This is a genomic window from Curtobacterium sp. AC272 (assembly GCF_979258155.1).
This window is the reverse complement of sequence record NZ_OZ409838.1, coordinates 1,274,641-1,297,240: the sequence shown is the minus strand read 5'-3', so window position 1 is coordinate 1,297,240 and position 22,600 is coordinate 1,274,641. Positions and strand designations below refer to the sequence as shown.

The following is a 22,600-nucleotide window of genomic DNA, read 5'->3' as shown; positions in this document are numbered from 1 at the left end:
ATCCGGTGAATCGGCTGTGGGGCCGGTGAGCACCGGTGGGCGACCTACACTGGAACCCATGCCCGCCACCCGACTCCACCTCGTCCGGCACGGTGAGGTGCACAACCCCGACCGCGTCCTGTACGGGCGGCTCCCGGGCTTCGGACTGAGTGACCTCGGCAAGCAGATGGCCCTCGCTTCGGCGACCACGTGGAAGGACGCCGGTGTCGACGTGCGCCGGATCGTCGCCTCGCCGCTGCAGCGCACGCAGGAGTCCGCGGCGCCGTGGTCGGCCGCGTACGGGCTCGACGTCACGCTGGACGAGCGCCTCATCGAGCCGACGAACCGTTACGAGGGGCAGCCTCCGGGCTTCACGAAGCGTTCGCTCGGCCGTCCGGCGGAGTGGCCCTGGATCGCGAACCCGTTCCGGCCGAGCTGGGGCGAGGCGTACGAGTCGATCGCGAACCGCATGCTCGCGGCGATGACCACGGCGTGGGAGAGCGTGGACGGCGGCGACGTCGTCCTGGTCAGCCACCAGCTGCCGATCTGGACGGTCCACCGGAAGCTCGCGGGGAGTCGCTCTGGCACGACCCACGCAAGCGCCGCCGCGACCTGTCGAGCATCACGACCGTCGAACGGGTACCCGCCACGTCGACCGGTCGGTTCACCGAGGTCGGGTACACGGATCCCGCGCAGGAGCTGCGCGCGACCGCCATCGACGAAGGAGCAGTGTGAACGGCACGAGCAGTGTGAACGGCACGAGCAGTGTGAACGGCACGCGCAGTGTGAGCGTCATCAGCAAGCGGTTCGCGGTCCTCGCAGCGACGGCGGTCGCCGCGGCGCTCGTCCTGTCCGGGTGCTCGTCGGACAACGGTGGCCTCGCCAAGCAGTACGGCAACGGCACCACCCAGAACTACATCTCCGGCGACGGCGCGGTGACCGAGGTCACCGCCGACAAGCGGTCCGACGCGGTCGACTTCGAGGCGAAGGACTCCGACGGCGACACCGTCTCGTCGAAGGACCTCAAGGGCAAGGTCGTCGTCCTGAACTTCTGGTACGCGAGCTGCCCGCCGTGCCGCGCCGAGGCGAAGTACCTCAACGAGGTGCACGAGTCCTACGCCGGTGCCGACGACGTCGCGTTCATCGGCGTCAACGTCCGCGACGAGGCAGCGACCGCAGCCGCCTTCGAGCGCACGTTCGGCGTCGACTACCCGACCGTCCTCGACCAGAAGACCGGCACGATGCAGCTCGCCCTGTCCGGTCAGATCGCCCCGAACGCCGTGCCGGCCACGATCGTCCTCGACACCAAGGGCCGCGTGGCTGCCCGTGTGCTCGGCGCCGTCGACGGCACGAGCATCCTGAAGACCCTGATCAGCGACGAAGTCGACGCCGGCAAGGCCTCCTGACCCGTGGCCTCCAACCCCTTCGCCGAGGCGATCCTCAGCGGCCAGATGGCCGTTGCGCTGCCCGTGGCGGCGCTCGCGGGACTCGTCTCGTTCCTGTCGCCCTGTGTGCTCCCGCTCGTGCCCGGCTACCTCGGGTACGTCGGTGGGATCGCCGAGGGCGGGCAGCGCCGCGGGCGGGTCGTGCTCGGCGTGCTCCTGTTCATCCTCGGCTTCACGGCGGTCTTCGTCGCGTACACGACGGTGTTCGGCGCGCTCGGGTTCTGGCTCGTGCGCTGGCGCGACCTCATCACGCAGATCCTGGGCGTCGTCGTCATCGCGATGGGGCTGGTGTTCGTCGGCCGGTTCACGTTCATGCAGCGCACCATCAAGCCGAGCTGGACGCCCGCGACCGGACTCGTCGGCGCCCCGCTGCTCGGCATCGTGTTCGGCCTCGGCTGGACCCCGTGCCTCGGCCCGACCCTCGCGGCCATCAACCTGCTCAGCGTGCAGTCGGGCAGTGCCTGGCAGGGCATGTGGCTCGGCGTCGCGTACTGCCTGGGCCTCGGCATCCCGTTCGTCCTCGTCGCCCTCGGGGCCGGCTGGGCGACCGGTGCGATCCGCGCCGTGAAGCGGCACATGCGCACCGTCAACATCATCGGAGGAGCGATCCTGATCGTCATCGGTCTGCTCATGGTCACCGGAATCTGGTCGGCCGTCATGTCGAGCGTCGGGGCGGTGATCCAGAGCTTTGTCCCCGCGGTCTGATCCCGAAACCGAAGCGACGGGCGCCGACACCACGTCGGACCCGCAGCGACCGTCCGACCACGTCGACGGCTCCGGCCCCGGCGACGCCGGCATCAACCAGCCGAAGCTCGGCTTCGTCGGCACCCTCCGGTTCTTCTGGCGACAGCTCACGAGCATGCGCACCGCGCTGTTCCTGCTCATGCTGCTCGCCCTCGCGGCGATCCCGGGCTCGCTCGTGCCGCAGCGCACCGCCGACCCGAACGGTGTCGTCCAGTACAAGGCCGACCACGCGACGCTCTACCCGATCCTCGACAAGCTGCAGGTCTTCGACACCTACACCTCGGTGTGGTTCTCGGCGATCTACCTGCTGCTGTTCGTCTCCCTGATCGGCTGCATCGTGCCGCGCACGAAGCACCACTGGCAGGCGCTCCGGACCCGTCCACCCTGGACCCCGGCCCGCCTGACGCGACTGGCGGGCTTCCGCACCGTGGCGGTGCAGCCCGACGCGATGATCGACGGCACCACCGGGATCGACGCGGCCACGGGCCTCCCGTCCAGCGAGCACGCGGTGACGCGCGCGATGGCGATCCTGAAGCGCTCCGGGTACCGCGTCGAGCGCTTCGGCGACTCGGTGAGCGCGGAGCGCGGCTACCTGCGCGAGACCGGCAACCTGGTGTTCCACGCGGCGCTCGTCGGTGTCTTGCTGGCCGTCGGTGTCGGTGGCGGGTTCGGGTTCACGGGCCAGCGGCTGCTGGTCGAGGGGCAGACGTTCTCGAACGTCCTCGGCTCCTACGACTCGTTCAACCCGGGTCGCTGGTTCCAGCAGACCGACCTCAAGGGCTACAACCTGACGCTCGACAAGTTCGTCACGAAGTACGAGGAGCGCAACCTCGACGCCCTCGGCCAGGCGCTCGACTACTCGGCGACCGTGACGAGCAAGGAGAAGGGCGGCGATTCGACGACCAGCCGTCTGGGCGTGAACGACCCGCTGCACGTGGGCGGCACCAACGTGTACCTGCTCGGCAACGGCTACGCGATGAACGTCACCGTACGCGACGGCGAGGGCAACGTGGCGTTCCAGGACGTCGTGCCGTTCCTGCCCGAGGACGCCAACTACACGTCCACCGGCGTCATCAAGGTGCCGGACGCGCTGCCGGACCAGCTCGGCATGGTCGGGTTCTTCTACCCGACGGCGTCGAAGCTCGCCTCGGGTGCGTACACGAGCGCCTACCCGGACACGCAGAACCCGCTGCTGACGCTGCAGGTCTACACCGGCGACCTCGGCCTCGACAGCGGCGTGCCGCAGAGCGTCTACACGCTCGACACCAAGGGCCTCACGCAGATCGCCGGCCGTCAGTCCGACACGGCGAGCATCGCGCTCGAGCCCGGGCAGACCAAGAAGCTGCCGAACGGTGCCGGGTCGATCACCTTCGACGGCGTCAAGCGCTACGTGTCGCTCGACGTGCACCACGACCCGTCGCAGGCGTGGGTCGCCGCCTTCGCGCTGCTCTCCACACTCGGGCTGCTCACGTCGCTCTTCGTCCCGCGCCGACGCGTGTGGGTGAAGGTCGTCCCCCGCAAGGGCGCAGAGCACGGCGAGTACGACTTGGAGTACGCGGGCCTCGCCCGCGGTGAGGACCTCAACCTCGAACGAGCCGTCGCGGACATCGCACAGCGCCACACGTCGGACCTCGGAGTTAGGATGCCCCAGTGAACGACATGACCACGAACCTCGCGACCTACTCGGTCGTGCTGACGTACTCCGCGATGGCGGTCTACGTCATCGCGTTCATCTCGTTCGCGCTGGACATGGCGAAACGCTCCGGCGAGGTGACGGCCGCGGCGAAGAACGCTGGTGCGGACTCGGACGACGCTGCGGCGACCGCCTCGGTGGGCGCGGCCCGCTCGGCGAAGACCGTCGCCACCGTCCGGGGCGGCACCGTCGTGCTCGAACCGGTCGCGGCACCCCTCGGCGAACGCCGGCGGCTCGACCGGGCGCGGCACGAAGTTCGAGCGCGTCGGCATGGCCATGACCGTGCTCGCCCTGGTGCTGCACGTCGGCTCCGTGGTCCTGCGCGGCATCGCGGCCGACCGTGTGCCGGGGCAACATGTTCGAGTTCTCGCTCACCGGCACGGCGCTCATCACGCTCATCTTCCTGCTCGTGCAGTTCTGGCAGAACCTGAAGTTCCTCGGCGTCTTCATCACCGGGCTGACGATCATCCTGCTCGGCATCGCGACGGTGAACTACTGGGTCCCTGTCGTGCCGCTGCAGCCGGCGCTGCAGTCGTACTGGCTCGTCATCCACGTCTTCGTGGCGATCGCCGGCACCGGGTTCTTCGCGCTCGGTGCGGGACTCGCGGTGGCGCAGCTCGTGCAGACGTACCGCCAGGGCCGGACCGCCTCGGCAAGCTCCGCTTCATGGCGACCCCGCCGGACGCCGACCGCCTCGAGGTCCTGACCTACCGCGTCCTGCTCGTCGGCTTCGTCCTCTGGACCTTCACCCTGATCGCCGGTGCGGTGTGGGCGGAGCGTGCCTGGGGACGGTACTGGGGTTGGGACACCAAAGAGGTCTGGACCTTCATCATCTGGGTCGTCATACGCCGGGTACATCCACGCCCGTGCGACCCGCGGCTGGCGCGGTGCGCGGTCGTCGTGGCTGGCGCTCATCGGCTTCGCTGCCGTGATGTTCAACTTCTCGGTCGTGAACGTCTTCTTCAAGGGCCTGCACAGCTACTCGGGCCTGTGAGCGACGCGCGTCACTGACGCGGTGCTTGGTCGCGACCAGGACCGGACGGGAGGCACGGTGCCAGCTGGTCCGCCGTGCCTCCCGTCCGTCGTCCAGGTCGCGTGCAGGGCCGGGAAGACGGGTCTACGCGGCGGCCAGTACGGCGTGCACCCGCGCCACCCGGGCGAGCCACCACGCCGTGCGCTCCGGCGACGCGGCGTTCCGGTCGAGCAGGTCCGCCGACACCGCGACCCGTCGCACCGGCACGCGGCCCCCGACCGGCAGCAGCGGGTCGGCGGTGACGTCGGACGCGAACATCGCGGCGGTCCCGAGCCCGGCGGCGTACCCCGGGGACATCGCAGCCGCGGCGAGGAACGCGCCCATGCCGAGTCCCACCGAGGTGTCGAGCGCGCTGGAGACCACGCACGGCAACCCGGCCTCGGCGATGACCGTACGCGCCGCGGTGATGCCTCCGAGGGGCTGTGCCTTGACGACGAGGACGTCGGCAGCCCCGGCCCGCGCGACGGCGAGCGGGTCCGCGGCCTTGCGGACACTCTCGTCCGCAGCGATCCGGAGGCCGAGTCCGTCGATCCGTGCCCGCAGCGCGGCGAGCTCCGGCACGGTCCGACAGGGCTGCTCGGCGTACTGCAGGTCGAAGGGGGCAAGCCGTTCGAGCGCCTCGGTGGCCTGGTCGACGCTCCACAGTCCGTTGGCGTCCACCCGGACGGCGGCCGCGGGGCCCATCACCCGTCGGACCTCGGCGACCCGGGCGACGTCGTCGTCGACGGTGGTGCCGGGTTCGGCGACCTTGACCTTCGCGGTGGTGCACCCGGGGTAGCGCGCGAGCAGCGCGGCGACCTGGTCCGGGGCGATCGCCGGCACCGTGGCGTTCACGGGCACGGAGTCGGCGGCGGCCTCGTGCTCGGTCCACCCGAAGTCGATCAGCGCCCCGGAGCCACGCGGCGTCTTCGGCGTCGTCGTGCTCGACGAAGGGCGAGAACTCGGTCCAGCCCGAGGGCCTGCGCGGAGGACGACCGCCTCGCGCGTGGTGATGCCGCGGAACCGCACCCGCATGGGCAGGGCGACCACGTGCGCGTCGGCGGTGAGTTCGGCGAGGTCGGGGAGCACGTCGGCCATCCTCCCACCGCACCCAGGGCACCTGCCGGTTCCTCGGAGGGGGACCGCCAGGGCAGGGCATTAGCATGCATCGGTCGGCCCCGGTCGGCACTGGTCACGACCCGGATCGAACCGTCCGGAACGAGGGAGGCGCGGTGGCGCGGGAACCGCAGCAGCGTGCGCAGCGCCCTGGTCGTGACACCGACGAGTTCGCCCGGCTCATGCAGCAGAACACCGTCGACGTCCGCCAGACGGCCGGGTCGCGGCGCCGCAGCCCGATCGTCGGCAAGATCGCCCTCGGCCTCGCGGTGGTGTCCGCCGCGGTGGACGCCAGCGCCTTCGCGGTCTTCATGGGCGGTGACACCGAGTTCGCGTTCGGGATCTGCTTCGTCGTGGTGTTCCTGACCCTCATCGCGGCGGTGCTCGGCTTCGTCGCCGCCGTCGGTGGCCTCGGCCGGTGGTACGGGGCGATCGGTGTCGTGGTGGCCTTCTTCGCCAACCCGGTGATCCTCATCGTGATCATGGTGTTCGTCGCGCCCGAGGTCCTGACCGGCATGGGCGCCTGACCGGCATGGGCGCCTCGACGACGGCGGTACGCTGGGGGCATGGCTGCTCCCGTCTCCGACCTGTTCGACCCCGACGTCTGGACCGCGGCTCCGATCGCGGAGCAGTTCCGGACATCACGTACCACAAGCACGTCTCGAAGGGGATCGTCCGGGTCGCGTTCGACCGGCCCGAGGTGCGGAACGCCTTCCGTCCGCGCACCGTCGACGAGCTCTACCGGGCGCTCGACGACGCCCGTCAGGACCCCCGCGTCGGCGTCGTCCTGCTGACCGGCAACGGCCCGAGTCCGAAGGACGGCGGCTGGGCGTTCTGCTCCGGCGGCGACCAGCGCATCCGGGGGCGCAGCGGCTACCAGTACGTCGGCGACGAGGGGCACCGCCCGACGGGTGTCGACCCCGCGGCCGCGCAGGCGTCGATGGGACGACTGCAGCATCCTCGAGGTGCAGCGCCTGATCCGCATGATGCCCAAGGTCGTCATCGCCGTGGTCCCCGGCTGGGCCGCCGGCGGCGGGCACTCGCTGCACGCGATCTGCGACCTGACCATCGCCAGCGCCGAGCACGGCAGGTTCAAGCAGACCGATGCCGACGTCGGGTCGTTCGACGGCGGCTACGGCAGCGCCTACTACGCCAAGCAGATCGGCCAGAAGTTCGCGCGCGAGGTCTTCTTCCTCGCACAGGAGTACTCGGCGCAGCGCGCGTACGAGATGGGGGCCGTGAACGCCGTCGTCCCGCACGAGGACCTGGAGCGCGAGGCGATCCGCTGGGGCGAGATCGTCCTCGGCAAGTCCCCCGACGGCGATCCGGATGCTCAAGTACGCGTTCAACGCCGTCGACGACGGGATGGTCGGCCAGCAGGTCTTCGCGGGCGAGGCGACGCGGCTGCCTACGGCACCGACGAGGCCGTCGAGGGCCGCGACTCGTTCCTCGAGAAGCGCGCCCCCGAGTGGACGTCGTTCCCGTGGCACTACTGGAGCCCGGCGGTGCCGGCATGACCCGTCCACTGGTCGCGCTGGGCACGTCGGATCCGCTGGCGGTGCTCCGCGGTCTGGAGGCAGCGCTCGCCGGCGGTCCCGCGCTGCTCCCCGTCGCCGAAGGGCACCGGCGCTGCCGACCCCGCCACCTGCCGACGTCCGGCAGCGGGTCGCCCTGGTGGTCGAGACGAGCGGTTCCACCGGCACCGGCAAGCGCGTGGCCCTCTCGTCCGAGGCCCTCCTCGCCGGTGCCGCAGCGGCGGACGCAGCGCTCGGCGGACCGGGCAGCTGGGTGCTGGCACTGCCACGCACTACATCGCGGGCCTCAACGTCCTGACCCGCTCGATCGCCGCGGGGACGACGCCGGTCGTCGTGGCACCGGGGCACTTCGGTGCCGCGGCGTTCGCGGACGCCGCGGACCAGCTCGTCACCGGTCACAGCGGCCCTGGCTCAGTCGCTCGTCCCCGTGCAGCTCGCCCGCGTGCTCGACGACGACCGCGCGACGGCTGCGTTGGCAGGTTCGACGCGGTCCTCGTCGGCGGGCAGGCGACCCCGGCGGCGCTCCGCGAGCGAGGCGGTCGCCGCGGGCGTGCGCATCGTGACGACCTACGGCGCCAGCGAGACGAGCGGCGGCTGCGTGTACGACGGCGTGCCGTTCGGGACCGTCCGCCCCGCGGTGGACGACGAGCTCCAGTTGTCGGGACCGATGCTCGCCGAGGGGTACCTCGGCGACGACGACCGCACGGCCGCGACGTTCGTCGAGCGCGACGGCCTGCGCTGGTACCGCACGGGTGACGCCGCCACGGTGTCCGACGGCGTGGTCCGGGTGCTCGGACGCCTCGACGACGTGGTGATCTCCGGCGGCGAGAAGGTCCGGCTCGGCGCGGTGGAGCGGCTCGTGCGCGACCTGCTCCGACCAGCACGGCGATCGTCACCCGACGAGGCCTCGGGGAGTGGGGCGAGGTGCCGGTCGTCGTCACCGAGCGACCGCTCGACCTCGACACCGTCCGGTCCCACGTGGGCGACGCCCTCGGCCGCGCCGCCCGTCCGGCCGCGGTGGTGGTGGTCGACCGGCTCCCCGATGCTCGCGTCCGGCAAGCCCGCAACCGGCGGACGATCCAGGACCTGGCGCGCGCGGTAGGTCGGCACCGCGCACGGCACCGCGATGCAGTGCGACGCGGCGCGGATAGGATCGGTGGTCATGGCGCGAACGAAGAACACGACGCGCAAGCAGGGCCGTCGAGCAACCCGGCGAAGGCTGCGGCCCCGGTCCGCTCGAAGCGCCGGGCGACCGCGCGGGACTGGATCGGCGGGGCACGGCTCCGCACCCTGACGCTCGGCGTCGTCCCCGTGGTGCTCGGCACCACCGTGGGCTTCGTCGACAGCGGCACAACGGGCGACTTCGGTGCGTTCCTGGCGCAGGACGGCCACCTCACCATCGCACTGCTCGCCCTGGCGGTGGCACTGTTCCTGCAGATCGGCGTGAACCACAGCAACGACTACCTCCGACGGGGTCCGGGCACCGACGAGTACCGCGTCGGCCCGGCTCGACTGACGGGGGCCGGCCTCGCGAAGCCCGGACGGTGCTGACCGTCGCGCTGACGTTCTTCGGGCTGGCTGCGGTCGCCGGCATCGTCATCGTGGTGCTCACCCAGCTGTGGTGGCTGCTGCGTCGGCGCGCGCCGCCATCGTCGCCGCGTGGTTCTACACCGGCGGCAAGAAGCCCTACGGCTACAACGCGCTCGGCGAGGTCTTCGTCTTCGTGTTCTTCGGCCTCGTCGCCGTGCTCGGCACCCAGTACGTGCTCATCGGCCAGGCCACCTACGAGCGGGTGGGCCGCCGCGGTCGCCGCCGGGTTCTTCGCCTGCGCGGTGCTGATGGTCAACAACATCCGCGACATCGACGAGGACCGTCTCGCCGGCAAGCGCACCCTGGCCGTCGTCGTCGGACGACCGGTGGCGCGGGTGCTGTACGGCCTGTTCCTGCTGCTGCCGTACGTCGTGCTGCTCTGGTTCGTCCTGCTCTACTTCCGCACGGGCTTCACGTACTTCTCGCTGCTGCTGGCCCTGCCGGCACTCGCGATCGGGGTGTCGTCCCGCAAGCCCCGTGAACTCATCACGGCACTGCAGCTGTCGTCGTTCGCGTCGCTGGTCTTCGGCGTGGTGCTCGGCATCACGCTCGCCGTCCAGCCGCGGACTACTCCGCGTCGGCGTCCCGGCGCGCGGCGTGCCGGTCGGCGTCCGACACCGGGCGCACGGTCGGGGCGTCCGCGGCGTCGGTGTCCGCCGCGTCGACGAAGTCGTCCTCGAAGTCGGTGTCCGCATCGCGCTCCGGGCCACCGCGGCGGTTGGCCAGGCTCAGGGCGACCTGCGTCCGAGCCCAGCGCGATGTAGGACACCAGCAGCCCGACGAGGGCGGCGATGATCGTCGCCCAGTACCAGGGCATCGGGGTCAGGAGCAGGAGGAGCACGAGCGCCGCCGCGAAGATGCCGAGCCGGGCCAGGGTGTACAGGAGCCACGCTTTCACCCTGCGAGTCTACGGACGGCCGACCGGCAGGGTCGTCACAGGCTCGCGACCTAGACTCCTGGGCATGGTCCGCTTGTGGTTGATCGTCGTCGTCGCCGCTGTCGCCTTCACGGTGTACGCGGCCATCGACTGCGCGACGATGCCCCGCGAACGTGTCCGATCCCTCAGGCGGGGTGTCTGGATCCTCCTCGTGATCGTCCTCCCCGTCCTCGGTGGGGTGCTCTGGTTCCTGCTCGGCCGCTCGCCGGCGTCCCCGGCACGACCGCCCGGTACCGTGGACCCGAAGACGACCCGGACTTCCTCGGCACCACGCCCGTTCCGGGGGACACCCTCACGGACAAGGACCAGGACGACGCGACCCTCCGAGACCTCGAAGACCAGTTCCACGACCGAGACGACGACGGCCGCACCGATCGCTGACGGTCCCGCCGGATCGGGCAGTCCGGCGACGGACGCTGCCCTGACGCTGCTGCAGGAACTCGTCCGCGCCGGTGTCATCGACGTCGTCGTCAGCCCGGGCTCGCGGTCCCAGGCCCTGGCGCTCGCGGCCGTCGCCCTCGAGCGTGCCGGCGGCCTGACCGTCCACGTCCGGCTCGACGAGCGCACCGCCGGGTTCTTCGCCCTCGGTCTCGCGGTGGAGTCTGGTCGACCGGCCGCGGTCGTGACGACCTCGGGCACCGCCGTCGCCAACCTGCACCCCGCCGTCCTCGAAGCGCACCACTCCGGTGTCCCGATGATCGTGTTGAGCGCCGACCGGCCGGACGAGCTCCGTGGCATCGGCAGCAACCAGACCACCGTCCAGCCGGGGATGTTCGGCGACGCGGTCGCCTTCGTCCGCGACGTCGAGGCACCGTCCGCGCACGGAGCCGGCCCCTCGGTGCGTGCAGCGCTCCGTGACCTGGCCCGTCAGGCCGTCGCCGCGGCCGCCGGACACACCGGGCAACCGGGGCCCGCGCAGCTCAACGTCGCGTTCCGTGAACCCCTGTCCGCCGGCCTCGACGCCGAGCGCGTGCAGGGCGTCCCCGACGACGAGGTGGACACCGCGTTCGCCACCCGTCGTGCGCACGGCGGACTCCCGGTGGCCGAGCTGTCGCCGGACGACGAGCCGGGCACGGTCGTCATCGCCGGGCACGACGCCGGCGAGGACGCCGAGCGCATCGCGTGGGAGCTCGGGGCACCCTCCTCGCCGAGGTCTCCAGCGGCGCACGGTTCGGCCGGAACCTCGTCGTCACCTACCGCGAACTCCTGCGCGACCAGGACTTCGGCGGCGCGGTCCGTCGTGCCGTCGTGCTCGGCCATCCCACCCTGAGTCGTGAGGTCCCAGCGCTCCTGCAGCGGCAGGGGGTCGAGACGTTCGTGGTCCGCGGACACGCGGCCGACCCCTTCGACCCGGCCCGCGCCTCCCGGCCCTCCGACACCACCTTCGTGTCCGACGTCCGCGTGACGGGCCGGACCCGGCCGGAGCACCGTGCGTGGGTCGGCCGCTGGGTCGGTGCGAGCCGGCAGCTGCTCGGCGACGGTGACGCCGGACCCGACCTCGGCGCCAAGCGCTCCCCGGACCGCGCCGAACGCAACAAGTTCCTGCGCGACGAGGTCGCCCTCCGCCGCCGACCCGTCGACCGCGCGATGCTCGCCGACGCCGTGTGGGGCGTGACGTGGCCGCACGACCGGCTCGTGTTCGGTGCCTCGCAGATCATCCGCGTCGCCGACGGGCGCGTGCTCGGCAAGAAGATCCGGGTGCACGCGAACCGTGGGCTCGCCGGCATCGACGGCACCGTGTCGACGGCCCTCGGGATCGCCGCGGCCCTCGAACAGTCGTCGGCGTCGGTCGGCACCACGCGCGTGCTGCTCGGCGACCTGACCCTGCTGCACGACCTCGGGGCGTTCGTCACCGGGACAGAGGAACGTACGCACCGGGTGCAGGTCGTCGTCGGCAACGACCACGGCGGCGCGATCTTCCGTGGGCTCGAGGTGGCACGCACCACCCCACCAGAGGAAATGCGCCGGATGATGTCGACCCCGCAGCACGTCGACCTCGAACGGGTCGTGACCGGCCTCGGCTGGGAGTACCGCCGCGCGGAGACGTGGGGCGACCTCGAGCGGGTGCTCACCGACCCGGCCGAGCGGGTCGTGATCGAGGTCCCGCTGGCCGACTGACGCGGTGAGGGGCCGGCGCAACGCGGTGAGGGGCCGGCGCAACGCGGCGCGGGGCCGGCGCAGCGCGACCGCGGGGCCGCGTGGCCGCCGCGCCGCTCAGGCCAGCGCGTCGGTGACCGGTCGGAACTTCAGGGCGGTCTCGGCGACCTCACGCGCGGGTTCCGACCCCGCGACGACGCCCGCACCCGCCCAGGCCCGGACGGTGCCGTCGTCGTCGATCCGGGCGCTGCGGAGCGCCAGCATCCACTCACCGTCGCCGGTGGCGCTCATCCAGCCCACCGGGCCGGCGTAGCGGCCGCGGTCGACGCCCTCGAGCTCGGCGACGAGCCGGACGGCCACGTCGGTGGGGGTGCCCGCGACGGCGGCCGTCGGGTGCAGGGCGTCGGCGACGTCGAGCGAGGTGGTGTCGGGCGGCAGCGTCGCCTGCACGTCGGTCGCCAGGTGCCACAGGTTCGGCAGCTGCAGCCGGAACGGCTCGGGATCAGCGCGCAACTCGGTGACGAGCGGGCGGAGCGAAGCGAGCAGGCTGTCGATCGCGAACGCGTGTTCCTCGACGTCCTTCGCGCTGGCGGCGAGGGCTTCGGCAGCGGCGCGGTCCGACACCTCGTCGGCACCGCGTGCAGCGCTGCCGGCCAGCACCCGCGCCGTCAACCGGGTGCCGTCGGTGCGGGCGAGGGTCTCGGGGGTCGCGCCGACCAGGCCGTCGACGGCGAACGTGACGCACTGCGGGTAGGCGGCGGCGAGGTCGAGCAGCACGGCACGACGGTCGGCGTCCGCTGGCAGCACGCCGACGAGGTCGCGGGCGAGGACGACCTTCTGCGCGCTCCCGGCGGCGATGCGCCGCACGGCCTCGGCGACGTTCGCGGCGTAGGCGGCCTCGTCGATCCGGCCGGGGCGCAGTGCGACGGAGACGTGCGGTCCGACGTGGGGGACCGGTACCGAGGTCCGTGTGAACGCGAGCGGCTCGGCGCCGACGGTCGTGTCGATCGCCGTGAGCCAGGCCTTGCCGCGCCGACGGCCGATGACGACGCGCGGGACGATCAGGACGCTCTCGTCGGCGGAGTCGTCGGCGAAGGCGAAGGAGCCGAACGCGACCAGGCCCGAGCCGCGCAACTGCACCGGGTCGTCGACGACGGCCGACTCCACGACGGTGCGCCACACCGCGGCGGCATCGCGCATCCGGTCGGGTCCGGTGAACGTGAACCGCAGCGCTTCCCCGATCCCGACGATGCCGTCGCCGTTCCGGACGAAGGCCAGGGGACGGTCGCGCAGGGTGTGGCGGAGGACGGTGCCCGGGTCGTCGAGGATCCGGGTGGAGACCGTCAGCGGGGGCGCCGCCGTGGTGGTTCGGGTCACGACTCCGATGCTACGCGCGGTCGGTCGGACGCCCGGCCGTCCGCCAGTCACGCGAGCCGTTGCTGCGAGTCCGGTGAACGTACGGTCGGGACCTCTAGGATTGGTCGGGTGAGCAGAGCGGACCTGAACAAGCGGCCGGACGAGGTGGCGGCGATGTTCGACGACGTCGCGGCCAAGTACGACCTCACGAACGACATCCTGTCGGCGGGCAACGCACCGCTGTGGCGTGTCGCCACGGTGCGCGCGGTCGACCCCCAGCCCGGCGAGAAGGTCCTCGACATCGCCGCGGGCACCGGGACGAGTGCCGCGGCCTTCGCGAAGAAGGGGCAGAGGTCAGCGCGCTCGACCTCTCCGCCGGCATGATCGCGGTCGGTCGCGAGCGGCACCCAGAGATCACCTTCGTCGAGGGCGACGCCGAGCACCTGCCCTTCGACGACGACACGTTCGACGCCGTCACGATCTCGTTCGGGCTGCGCAACGTGAACGACCCGAAGCAGGCGCTCGCCGAGATGCTGCGGGTCCTCAAGCCCGGTGGCCGCGTGGTCATCTGCGAGTTCTCGACCCCGCCGCGCGCGCTGCTGCGCCTCGGCTACGGCACCTACCTGAAGCGCGTGCTCCCGGGCATCGCGAAGCTCTCGAGCAGCAACCCCGCCGCCTACCGCTACCTCGCCGAGTCGATCGACGCGTGGCCGGACCAGCAGGTCCTCACCCAGTGGCTGCGCGGCGTCGGGTTCTCCGTGGTCGCCTACCGCAACCTCACGGCCGGTATCGTCGCACTGCACCGTGGCCGCAAGCCCGTCGCCGACACGGTGCGCGAGTCCGCGGCCCGTCGTGCGAAGGCACGCCGCGACCACCAGAGCACCGGCGAGCAGCCGCGCGTCGACCCGGCCGACGACTGACCGGTCACCATCCCCCGAAGACGGAGCAGCACTTGAATCCGAGCGTCCCGGTCGCACGTCGCGCGCCGAGCCTCCGCGCCTCGCTGGGCATCGGCGAGCGGTTGTTCGCCACGCCCGCCGACCGCCGCTTCATCGCCGCCGTCGACGACGGTCTCGAGCTCGTCGAGCAGGGACTCGAGGACGCCATGCGGTCCACGGACACCCTCGCCGACACCACGAGCCGCTACCTGCTGTCCGCGGGCGGCAAGCGGATCCGTCCGACGCTGACGCTGCTCATCGCGCAGCTCGGCGACGGGGTGACCGACGCCGTGGTCAAGGCCGCCGTCAGCATCGAGACGACGCACCTGGCGTCGCTCTACCACGACGACGTCATGGACGAAGCGCCCGTCCGCCGCGGGGTCCCCGCAGCGCAGATCACGTACGGCAACAACGTCGCGATCCTGACCGGCGACCTGCTCTTCGCCCGCGCCAGCCTCATCACCGCCGACCTCGGCACCGAGGGCATCCGGATGCAGGCCGAGACCTTCCAGCGCCTCTGCATGGGGCAGCTGCACGAGACCACCGGCCCGCAGCCCGACGACGACCCGGTCGAGCACTACATCCAGGTGCTCAGCGACAAGACCGGCTCGCTCATCGCGACCGCAGCCCGCGCCGGCGTCATGTTCTCCGGTGCCGACCGTGCCTACCTGGACGCCGTCGGGACCTTCGGCGAGAAGGTGGGCGTCGCCTTCCAACTCGTCGACGACGTCATCGACCTGGCACCCGCGACGGACAAGACCGGCAAGATCGCCGGCAACGACCTCCGTGCCGGCGTCGACACGCTGCCGATGCTGCACCTGCGGCGGCACGCGGCGACCGACCCGGCGGCGCAGGACCTCGTCCAGCGCATCGAGCGCGACGTGAACGGCGCCCCGGACGACGCGGTCGGCTCCGTGCCGTACCAGTCGGCCGTCGCCGCACTGCGCGACCACGAGGCGACCGCGTCGACGCGCACGGTCGCGGTCCGCTGGGCCCGCGACGCCGTGGACGCCCTCGCCCCGCTGCCCGACGGCACCGTGAAGCGGGCACTCACCCGCTTCGCCGACTCCGTCGTCGACCGCAGCCGCTGAACACCACCCGCGACCGGACGGCCCCACGGTCGCCGCGCGGGACGCACCACCGGGAGCACCCCACCCGAACGAACTGGAGACGATCAGTGCCCACCCTCCGAATCGCCATCGTCGGCGCCGGACCCGCCGGCATCTACGCCGCGGACATCCTGCTGCGCGAGGCCCACGGACACGACGTGTCGATCGACCTGTTCGAGCAGCTCCCCGCGCCGTACGGACTCGTCCGGTACGGCGTCGCCCCCGACCACCCGCGGATCAAGGGCATCGTCAACGCCCTTCGCGACGTGCTCGACCGCGGTGTCGTCCGGCTGTTCGGCAACGTCCGCTTCGGCGAGGACATCACCCTCGAGGACCTGAAGAAGCACTACAACGCGGTCGTCTTCTCGACGGGCGCGATCAAGGACGCCGACCTGGACGTCCCCGGCGTCGACCTCCAGGGCTCCTACGGTGCCGCCGACTTCGTCAGCTGGTTCGACGGCCACCCCGACGTCCCGCGCACCTGGCCGCTGACGGCGGAGAGCGTCGCGGTGATCGGCGTCGGCAACGTCGCGCTCGACGTCTCCCGCATCCTCGCGAAGCACGCCGACGACCTGCTGCCGACCGAGATCCCGGCGAACGTGTACGAGGGCCTCAAGGCGTCGCCCGTCACGGACGTCCACGTCTTCGGCCGCCGTGGTCCTGCCCAGGTCAAGTTCACGCCGCTCGAGCTCCGCGAGCTCGGCGAGGTCCGTGACGTCGACATGGTCGTCTACGACGAGGACTTCGACCACGACGAGGCGTCGAAGACCGCGATCGCCACGAACAAGCAGGTCATGGTCATCAACCGGGTGCTCGAGCAGTGGCGCACCCGCGAGACCGGCCAGGCGAGCCGGCGGCTGCACCTGCACTTCTACGCGAAGCCGACCGAGTTCGTCGGCGACGAGCAGGGCAACCTCACCGCGATCCGGTACGAGCGCACCCGGCCGAACGGCGAGGGCGGTGTCGAGGGCACGGGCGAGATCCGTGAGATCCCGATCCAGGCGGCCTACCGTGCCGTCGGCTACTTCGGTTCCCCGCTGCCCGGGCTGCCGTTCGACGAGCGCCACGGCGTCATCCCGAACCACGAGGGCCAGGTCCTCGACGACGACAACCAGCAGATCCCGGGCGTCTACGCCACCGGCTGGATCAAGCGCGGCCCGGTCGGTCTCATCGGCCACACGAAGTCCGATGCCATGGAGACCGTGCAGCACATCGTCAACGACCAGGCGAGCTGGTGGACGCCGGAGGACCCTCCGAGGGTGCGATCCCGGCGCTGCTCCGCGAGCGCGGTGTCGAGTACACCGACCTCGCGGGCTGGCACCACCTGGACACCCACGAGCTCGCGCTCGGTGCTGCCGAGGGCCGTGAGCGCATCAAGGTCGTGCCCCGCGACGAGATGATCGACGTGTCCCTCGGTCGCGTCGACGTGCCCACGAACTGACACCGATGACCGACACGCGCCCGTCCCGCGCACCGCGGTGCGGGCGCGTCCGCGTCCGGCGTGCGACTGCAGGGCGTCGACGTCGCGCGGGCCGTCGCGCTGCTCGGCATGATGGCCGCACACATCGGCGGCATCGCGGACCAGCTCGACTGGTCCGATCCCTCGACGTGGTCCGCCGTGGCGCACGGGCGCCCGTCCACGCTGTTCGCCGTCCTCGCCGGCGTCTCGATCGGGCTGACGAGCGGTCGCACGACTCCGCCAGGACCCCGACGATCGGGCGGGTCCGGGCGCGCCTGGCGGTCCGGGCCGCGGCGGTCGTCGCCATCGGCTTCGTGCTCATCGCGTTGGACACCCCCGTCTACGTCATCCTGCCGACGTACGGAGTGCTGTTCCTGCTGGTGATCCCGGTGCTCCGGGTCCGCCCGGCGTGGCTCCTCGCCATCGCGGGCGCCTGCGCCGTGCTGTCGCCGATCGTCGCCGTCGCGACCGCACCGGCCTACGCCGATGCGGGCATGGTCGGACAGCAGCTCGGCCTGGTCTACCCCGTGGTCACCTTCCTGGCGTACGTCCTGGTCGGTCTCGCCGTCGCCCGGTCCGGTCTGGAGGATCGTGGCCGGCAGGTCGTGCTCCTCGCGTCCGGCGCACTGGTCGCCGCCACCGCGTACGTCGTCGGCACGGTCATCGCGCCGCTTCCGTCCGGGGCCGCGTTCGCGTTCCCGGGGGTCCCGTACGCCGCCGAGGGCAGCACGCCGGCCGAGGCCCTCGCCCAGCTCTTCCTGTCACCGCGCGACCACTCGTCGACGACGGTCGACGTGATCGGCACCGCGGGGGTGGCGGTGGCGGTCATCGCGCTCTGCACCCTGCTGTTCGACGGGCGCGGGCGGCTCGCCGAGCGGATCGCGTTCCCGCTCGCCGCCGTCGGGTCGATGCCCCTGACGATCTACTCGGGACACCTCGTGGTGATCGCGATGCTGTCCGAGTACCCGGAGTCGGCCGAGGCGTGGGGTTGGTTCGCCCTCGGCTCGGTCGTGTTCGCGATGGTCTGGCGCCGGTTCCTCGGCCGGGGCCCGCTCGAGCGGGCCGTCGCGGCCCTGGCGTCCACCGTCCCGATGCGCTGAGCGCCCCTGCCGGGCCGAGCCGCGCCTCCCGGTCGTCCGCTACTGCAGCGCTGCCGTGAGCCGCGCGACGTTGTCGAGCACCTTGGACCGGCGCGGACGGTCGACCCACTCGTCGAGCGTCAGCTCGAAGCTGTGCTCCTTGTAGGCGTCCTGCACCTCGCGCAGGGCGTCGACGAAGCGGTGGCCTCGGACCATCACGGAGACCTCGAGGTTCAGGCTGAACGAGCGCATGTCCATGTTGCTCGACCCGATCACCGACACCTCGTCGTCGATGGTGAAGTGCTTGGCGTGCAGGATCGTCGGTGCCCGGTACAGCCAGATCCGCACGCCGGCGCGGAGGAGTCCTCGTAGTACGAGCGCTGCGCGTGCCACGTCATGGCGTGGTCGCCCATCTCGCCGACGAAGAGCTCGACCTCGACGCCGCGTTGGGCGGTCGTCGTGATGGCGTAGAGCATCGAGTCGTCCGGCACGAAGTACGGCGAGGTGATCGACACCTTCTTCTGCGCTGAGTAGAGCAGCGCGTTGAACAGGCGCAGGTTGTTCTCGCCGTCGAACCCGGGCCCGGACGGCACCACCTGGCAGTCGAGGGCGTCGCCGCGGTCGGCCCGCTGGACGGGGTCGCTCTCGCGGAGCAGCAGTTCGTCGGTCTCGCTGTACCAGTCGGTGACGAACAGGGCGTTCAACCCCGCGACGACCGGTCCCTCGAACCGGGCGAACAGGTCCTTGTAGACCATGCCCTTCTCGATGTGCGACTTGATGTCGTACGAGGGGTCGATCAGGTTCTGCGACCCGGTGAACGCGACCGAGCCGTCGATGACCATGATCTTCCGGTGGTTGCGCAGGTCGGGGCGCTGGAACTTCCCCTGCAGCGGCAGCAGCGGGAGCATGAGGTGCCACTCGATGCCGGCGCGGTCCATGAACGCCAGCGTGTCCTTGTACCCGGGGTAACCGCGGCTGGCCCAGTGGTCGAGCAGGAACCGGACGGTGACGCCGCGGGCCTGTGCGCGGGCGAGCGCGTCGAAGAACGGTCGCGTGGTGTCGTCGAGCGTCGCGATGTAGAACTCGACGTGGACGAACTGGCGCGACTGGTCGATCGCCCGGGTCATCTCCGCGATCGACTCCTCGGAGTCGGGGTAGAGCTCCGCCGAGTTGCCGCCGACCAGCGGCATCGCGCCGAGTTCGCGGTTCAGCGTGGTGATGCTCTCGAGCCACAACGGCCACGGGTGGTCACGGCGCACGCGTTCGATGCCCTCGGTCTGCTCGAGGATGTACGCGTTGATCTCGGTCTGCTTCTCACGCCGCGCACGCGGCAGCTTCGTCGACCCGATGACCAGGAAGACGATGAAGCCGATGTAGGGGATGAGGAAGATCGCCAGCAACCAGGCGGTCGCCGTCTGCGGCTTCCGGTTGATCGGGACGTAGATGATCGAGAAGACGCGGATCGCCAGGTCCAGCAGGACGGCCAGGACGGTGATCGCGACGGTGAGCCAGTGCTCCACGGACGTCAGCGGAAGTTGATGTACTGCAACGGGACGTCGAACTCTTCACCCTTGAGGAGCTGGATCGTGTTCTGGAGGTCGTCGCGGCTCTTCGAGGAGACCCGCAGTTCGTCGCCCTGGATCTGGCTCTTCACGGTCTTCGGGGCGTTGGCCCGCAGGAACGCACCGATCTTCTTCGCGACGTCCTGCTCGATGCCGTTCTTGAACTTCACCTCGATGCGGTACTCCTTGCCCGAGGGGTAGGGGTCGCCGGCGTCGAGGCTCTTCAGGCTGATGTTGCGCTTGATCGCCTTGCTCTGCAGGACATCGAGGACGGCCTTCGCGCGCTCTTCCGAGTTCGCCTTGATGAGGACGTCCTCGCCGCTGAAGGCGACCGACGCGTCCGCGCCCTTGAAGTCGTACCGCTGCTCGATCTCCTTGGCCGCCTGGTTGAGGGCGTTCTCCGCCTCCATCTTGTCGACCTTGCTGACCACGTCGAAGGAACTGTCTGCCATGCCGGACAGCCTAACGGCGGACTGGAGGCACGGTTCCGGTCGCGCGGATCGGCTCGCGGTGGTCACGACCACCGTTCCGGATCCGCTATGCTTTTGTGCGCGCCTTCGGTTGGTGATCACACCGGCTGGGTGCGCATGGCAAGTTACCCAAGCGGCCAAAGGGATCTGACTGTAAATCAGCCGGCGTAGCCTTCGGGGGTTCGAATCCCTCACTTGCCACCATCGCGAAGCCCCGTCCGACCCGGACGGGGCTTTCGTCGTCCCTGGCAGGATCGGTGCATGGCATCCGACTGCACACCGTCCCAGTTCGCCGACCTCGCCGAGATGATCGCGCGCGAAGCGGCCACGCTCGCCGCACGACGACGGGCCGAGGGGGTCGAGGTCGCCGACCGGAAGTCGAGCATCGTCGACGTGGTCACGGCGGCGGACCGCGAGGTCGAGGCGCTCATCCGCGCCCGGATCGCCGAGGCCCGGCCGGACGACGCGTTCCACGGCGAGGAGTCCGGCTCGGCGTCGGGGAGTCCGGCATCACCTGGGTCGTCGACCCGATCGACGGCACGGTGAACTACCTGTACGGCAGCGCCGAGTACGGGGTGAGCATCGGCGTCGTGCGGGGCTCCGCCGACCCGACGACGTGGAGCCGATCGCCGGTGTCGTCGTCGCCCCCGCGACCGGGGTGGTGTTCCGTGCCGCCGCCGGACAGGGCGCCACCCGTGACGGCGTCCCCCTGTCCGTTAGTGCTCCGGCCTCGCTCGCCGAGACACTCGTGGCGACGGGCTTCGGGTACACGGCGGACCGTCGCCGCGAGCAGGTGTCCGTGCTCGCCGGGCTGATCGGCGAGGTGCGGGACATCCGACGCGGGGAGCGGCCTCGCTCGACTGCTGCGCGGTCGGTGCCGGGGTCGTCGACGCCTACTACGAGCGCGGGATCAACCCGTGGGACATGGCCGGCGGCTCCGTCGTCGCGCGCGAGGCCGGAGCGACGGTCCGCATCTGGGAGGCCGGCGGCACCCGCTCCTTCCTGTTCGCGAGCCCCGCGGTGGCCGACGACCCGAGGCGCCGCTGCGCGGGCTGGAAGCGGAGGCGCTCGGCGTCTGACGTCCGTCGGTCCCTCGCTCTGGGGTGCCCGGTGGACATGACCACGACTGGCGACGTGCGACGACGTTTGCTACCGTGCTCAGGTCCCGTTATCTGCTCGTTACCAACGAGCGCACCCCTTCCCCGATCAGGATCGCCACCGCACGCATGCCCCACTCCCCACTGACGTCCGTCCCCACCGGTCCCGTCGACGCCGCCACCCCGGTCGTCCACCTGACCCGACGAGCACGGATCGAGGCGGAGCGAGCGGCTGCGAAGGGTGCTCCCGTCACGCAGGACCACGCGCAGGACGTCGCACCCGACCGTGCCGTGGGTCCGTCGTTCGACGAGGTCGTCGGGCTGACCACGCCGTCGTCGGCTGCCGCTCCCGTGTCGCCGATCGACCTCGCACCGGTGTCGCCCGCGCTGCCCGAGTCGGCGGTCCGCCCGGCCTCGCGCATCACGACGCCGCCGGCTCCCACGTCGCCGGACGTCCGCGCCACCGCACCGCGCACCGCGCCCGCCGCGGCCCGGAGCTCGGTGCACCGCAGCCCCGTCGTGTCATCGGCCAGGTCCCGGCGTCCCGTCGGCGGACCGGCCGTGCCGCATCCACTGCAGGTCGACCGCGCCACCCGGCACATCGCGGCCGGCCGCACCGCCGCCGTGCCCGCCGCTGCTCCCGCTGCCCGGAAGCAGGGTGCCTCGTTCCGCCGAGCGGCCTCGCGTGTCACGGCCGTCGGTGCGCTCCTCTTCGTCGCCGGCCTCGTCGTCTCGACGTCGCTGCCCGCCCAGGCGCTCTACGTGCCGGAGACCGGTTCGACCGCGGTCCGGTCGACGGCGAGCGGTGCGACCCAGTCGATGAGCGTCAGTGCCGCAGCCGACGGGTCGACGACCCGCGACCAGTACACGGTGTCGGACGCCACGCAGTACAAGAACGTCGACTCGTCGAGCTTCACCAACGACCCGACCGGCACGATCCAGTGGCCGTTCCTCACCGGCGTCCCGATCACCTCGGGCTTCGGCGGTCGTCAGGTCGCGGGCTGCTCGTTCTGCTCGACGAACCACATGGGTGTCGACTTCGCTCCCGGCGAGGGCACCTCGATCCGGGTCATCGCCGCCGGCACCGTCATCAAGGTCCAGGCGAACGACGGCGGCTTCGGCAACGACGTCTGGGTGGAGCACGACGTCGACGGCAAGCAGTTCGTCAGCGTCTACGGCCACATGGAGGACAACTCCTTCAAGGTGGTCACCGGTCAGCAGATCGAGGTCGGCGACGAGCTCGGCCTCGTGGGCAGCACGGGCAACTCCACGGGCCCGCACCTGCACCTCGAAGTGCACGTCGACGGGGTCCCCGTGGACCCGCTGGCGTGGCTCCAGACCAACGCGAACTAGCGGTCCTGGGCGCGGCACGCCCGGGCGTC

At 71.4% G+C, this 22,600-nt stretch carries 19 protein-coding genes, 1 tRNA gene and 8 pseudogenes; 23 read left to right on the top strand and 5 right to left on the bottom strand.

From position 1 onward, the window contains the following. The first annotated feature begins 58 nt into the window (after positions 1 to 58). From ACZZ0J_RS06440 to resB, 4 genes and pseudogenes are all read left to right on the top strand, one after another. Positions 59 to 714, top strand: a pseudogene (locus tag ACZZ0J_RS06440) (histidine phosphatase family protein). Beyond that, the gene (locus ACZZ0J_RS06435) at positions 711 to 1,385 is read left to right on the top strand and encodes a TlpA family protein disulfide reductase (RefSeq protein ID WP_463435554.1); all 675 of its coding nucleotides are present in this window, start codon (positions 711 to 713) and stop codon (positions 1,383 to 1,385) included. The pseudogene ACZZ0J_RS06440 and the gene ACZZ0J_RS06435 overlap by 4 nt, the downstream one beginning before the upstream one ends. Positions 1,386 to 1,430: 45 nt before the next feature. Further along, positions 1,431 to 2,129 carry a cytochrome c biogenesis CcdA family protein gene (locus ACZZ0J_RS06430; RefSeq protein WP_123292336.1) on the top strand — a complete coding sequence of 233 codons (699 nt, stop codon included), beginning with the start codon at positions 1,431 to 1,433 and terminating at the stop codon, positions 2,127 to 2,129. Further along, positions 2,113 to 3,822 carry a cytochrome c biogenesis protein ResB gene (gene resB, locus ACZZ0J_RS06425; RefSeq protein ID WP_463435552.1) on the top strand — a complete coding sequence of 570 codons (1,710 nt, stop codon included), beginning with the start codon at positions 2,113 to 2,115 and terminating at the stop codon, positions 3,820 to 3,822. The genes ACZZ0J_RS06430 and resB overlap by 17 nt, the downstream gene beginning before the upstream one ends. A gap of 61 nt (positions 3,823 to 3,883) precedes the next feature. On the opposite strand, the gene ACZZ0J_RS06420 is transcribed toward resB, so the two are convergent. Next, complete coding sequence (locus ACZZ0J_RS06420; RefSeq protein ID WP_463435550.1) at positions 3,884 to 4,033, bottom strand: hypothetical protein; 150 nt, start codon at positions 4,031 to 4,033, stop codon at positions 3,884 to 3,886. 183 nt (positions 4,034 to 4,216) lie between these two features. Here ACZZ0J_RS06420 and ccsA (ACZZ0J_RS06415) point away from each other — a divergent pair, with 183 nt between their 5' ends. Next, on the top strand, positions 4,217 to 4,567 hold the full coding sequence (ccsA, locus tag ACZZ0J_RS06415; protein ID WP_463435548.1) for a cytochrome c biogenesis protein CcsA: 351 nt from the start codon (positions 4,217 to 4,219) through the stop codon (positions 4,565 to 4,567). Next, positions 4,528 to 4,872 (top strand): cytochrome c biogenesis protein CcsA, encoded by a 345-nt coding sequence (gene ccsA / locus ACZZ0J_RS06410; protein ID WP_463435546.1) that lies wholly within the window; start codon positions 4,528 to 4,530, stop codon positions 4,870 to 4,872. Before ccsA (ACZZ0J_RS06415) ends, ccsA (ACZZ0J_RS06410) begins: the two co-directional genes overlap by 40 nt. Positions 4,873 to 4,978: 106 nt before the next feature. On the opposite strand, the pseudogene ACZZ0J_RS06405 reads toward ccsA (ACZZ0J_RS06410), so the two are convergent. Then, positions 4,979 to 5,971, bottom strand: a pseudogene (locus ACZZ0J_RS06405) (o-succinylbenzoate synthase). A 134-nt stretch (positions 5,972 to 6,105) separates the two neighbouring features. On the opposite strand from ACZZ0J_RS06405, the gene ACZZ0J_RS06400 reads away from it, so the two are divergent. From ACZZ0J_RS06400 to ACZZ0J_RS06360, 9 genes and pseudogenes are all read left to right on the top strand, one after another. Beyond that, positions 6,106 to 6,516, top strand: a complete 411-nt coding sequence (locus ACZZ0J_RS06400) for a hypothetical protein (RefSeq protein ID WP_463435544.1) — start codon at positions 6,106 to 6,108, stop codon at positions 6,514 to 6,516. A gap of 5 nt (positions 6,517 to 6,521) precedes the next feature. Next, a pseudogene (locus ACZZ0J_RS06395) lies at positions 6,522 to 6,800 on the top strand (enoyl-CoA hydratase-related protein); the annotation flags it as partial. 154 nt (positions 6,801 to 6,954) lie between these two features. Further along, positions 6,955 to 7,506 (top strand): enoyl-CoA hydratase-related protein, encoded by a 552-nt coding sequence (locus ACZZ0J_RS06390; RefSeq protein ID WP_463435542.1) that lies wholly within the window; start codon positions 6,955 to 6,957, stop codon positions 7,504 to 7,506. Between the two features lie 157 nt (positions 7,507 to 7,663). Next, positions 7,664 to 7,822 (top strand): hypothetical protein, encoded by a 159-nt coding sequence (locus ACZZ0J_RS06385; protein ID WP_463435540.1) that lies wholly within the window; start codon positions 7,664 to 7,666, stop codon positions 7,820 to 7,822. A 129-nt stretch (positions 7,823 to 7,951) separates the two neighbouring features. Further along, positions 7,952 to 8,626, top strand: a complete 675-nt coding sequence (locus ACZZ0J_RS06380) for a hypothetical protein (RefSeq protein ID WP_463435538.1) — start codon at positions 7,952 to 7,954, stop codon at positions 8,624 to 8,626. Positions 8,627 to 8,655: 29 nt separating this feature from the next. After that, the gene (locus ACZZ0J_RS06375; protein WP_463435536.1) at positions 8,656 to 9,075 is read left to right on the top strand and encodes a hypothetical protein; all 420 of its coding nucleotides are present in this window, start codon (positions 8,656 to 8,658) and stop codon (positions 9,073 to 9,075) included. After that, positions 9,069 to 9,878: a UbiA family prenyltransferase gene (locus tag ACZZ0J_RS06370; protein WP_463435534.1), complete on the top strand. Its 810-nt coding sequence runs from the start codon at positions 9,069 to 9,071 to the stop codon at positions 9,876 to 9,878. The genes ACZZ0J_RS06375 and ACZZ0J_RS06370 overlap by 7 nt, the downstream gene beginning before the upstream one ends. Positions 9,879 to 10,076: 198 nt before the next feature. Then, the gene (locus ACZZ0J_RS06365) at positions 10,077 to 11,321 is read left to right on the top strand and encodes a thiamine pyrophosphate-binding protein (RefSeq protein ID WP_463435532.1); all 1,245 of its coding nucleotides are present in this window, start codon (positions 10,077 to 10,079) and stop codon (positions 11,319 to 11,321) included. After that, positions 11,300 to 12,169 carry a thiamine pyrophosphate-binding protein gene (locus ACZZ0J_RS06360; protein WP_463435530.1) on the top strand — a complete coding sequence of 290 codons (870 nt, stop codon included), beginning with the start codon at positions 11,300 to 11,302 and terminating at the stop codon, positions 12,167 to 12,169. The genes ACZZ0J_RS06365 and ACZZ0J_RS06360 overlap by 22 nt, the downstream gene beginning before the upstream one ends. A 96-nt stretch (positions 12,170 to 12,265) precedes the next feature. Here ACZZ0J_RS06360 and ACZZ0J_RS06355 read toward each other — a convergent pair whose 3' ends face one another. Next, positions 12,266 to 13,525, bottom strand: a complete 1,260-nt coding sequence (locus tag ACZZ0J_RS06355; RefSeq protein ID WP_463435528.1) for an isochorismate synthase — start codon at positions 13,523 to 13,525, stop codon at positions 12,266 to 12,268. A 153-nt stretch (positions 13,526 to 13,678) separates the two neighbouring features. On the opposite strand from ACZZ0J_RS06355, the pseudogene ACZZ0J_RS06350 reads away from it, so the two are divergent. The 4 genes and pseudogenes from ACZZ0J_RS06350 to ACZZ0J_RS06335 all read left to right on the top strand — a co-directional run bounded on the left by ACZZ0J_RS06350 (position 13,679) and on the right by ACZZ0J_RS06335 (position 18,110). Continuing rightward, positions 13,679 to 14,424 (top strand): annotated as a pseudogene (locus tag ACZZ0J_RS06350) (class I SAM-dependent methyltransferase). A 32-nt stretch (positions 14,425 to 14,456) separates the two neighbouring features. Next, positions 14,457 to 15,533, top strand: coding sequence for a polyprenyl synthetase family protein (locus ACZZ0J_RS06345; RefSeq protein ID WP_123338846.1), 1,077 nt, complete (start codon positions 14,457 to 14,459; stop codon positions 15,531 to 15,533). Between the two features lie 86 nt (positions 15,534 to 15,619). Continuing rightward, a pseudogene (locus ACZZ0J_RS06340) lies at positions 15,620 to 16,992 on the top strand (FAD-dependent oxidoreductase). A 167-nt stretch (positions 16,993 to 17,159) separates the two neighbouring features. Beyond that, positions 17,160 to 18,110, top strand: a complete 951-nt coding sequence (locus tag ACZZ0J_RS06335) for a DUF418 domain-containing protein (protein ID WP_463435526.1) — start codon at positions 17,160 to 17,162, stop codon at positions 18,108 to 18,110. 39 nt (positions 18,111 to 18,149) lie between these two features. Here the strand turns inward: ACZZ0J_RS06335 and cls are convergent. Next, positions 18,150 to 19,609, bottom strand: a pseudogene (cls, locus tag ACZZ0J_RS06330) (cardiolipin synthase). A gap of 5 nt (positions 19,610 to 19,614) precedes the next feature. Then, complete coding sequence (locus ACZZ0J_RS06325; RefSeq protein ID WP_111084269.1) at positions 19,615 to 20,103, bottom strand: YajQ family cyclic di-GMP-binding protein; 489 nt, start codon at positions 20,101 to 20,103, stop codon at positions 19,615 to 19,617. A gap of 137 nt (positions 20,104 to 20,240) precedes the next feature. On the opposite strand from ACZZ0J_RS06325, the gene ACZZ0J_RS06320 reads away from it, so the two are divergent. The 4 genes and pseudogenes from ACZZ0J_RS06320 (at position 20,241) to ACZZ0J_RS06305 (ending at position 22,571) form a co-directional block, all read left to right on the top strand. Further along, a tRNA-Tyr gene (locus ACZZ0J_RS06320) sits at positions 20,241 to 20,325 on the top strand. 57 nt (positions 20,326 to 20,382) lie between these two features. Beyond that, positions 20,383 to 20,654: pseudogene (locus ACZZ0J_RS06315) on the top strand (inositol monophosphatase family protein); the annotation flags it as partial. Positions 20,655 to 20,737: 83 nt separating this feature from the next. Further along, positions 20,738 to 21,366, top strand: a pseudogene (locus tag ACZZ0J_RS06310) (inositol monophosphatase family protein). Further along, a complete protein-coding gene (locus tag ACZZ0J_RS06305) occupies positions 21,348 to 22,571 on the top strand; it encodes a M23 family metallopeptidase (RefSeq protein WP_463435523.1) in 1,224 nt (407 codons plus the stop codon). The pseudogene ACZZ0J_RS06310 and the gene ACZZ0J_RS06305 overlap by 19 nt, the downstream one beginning before the upstream one ends. The last annotated feature ends 29 nt before the right edge of the window (positions 22,572 to 22,600 follow it).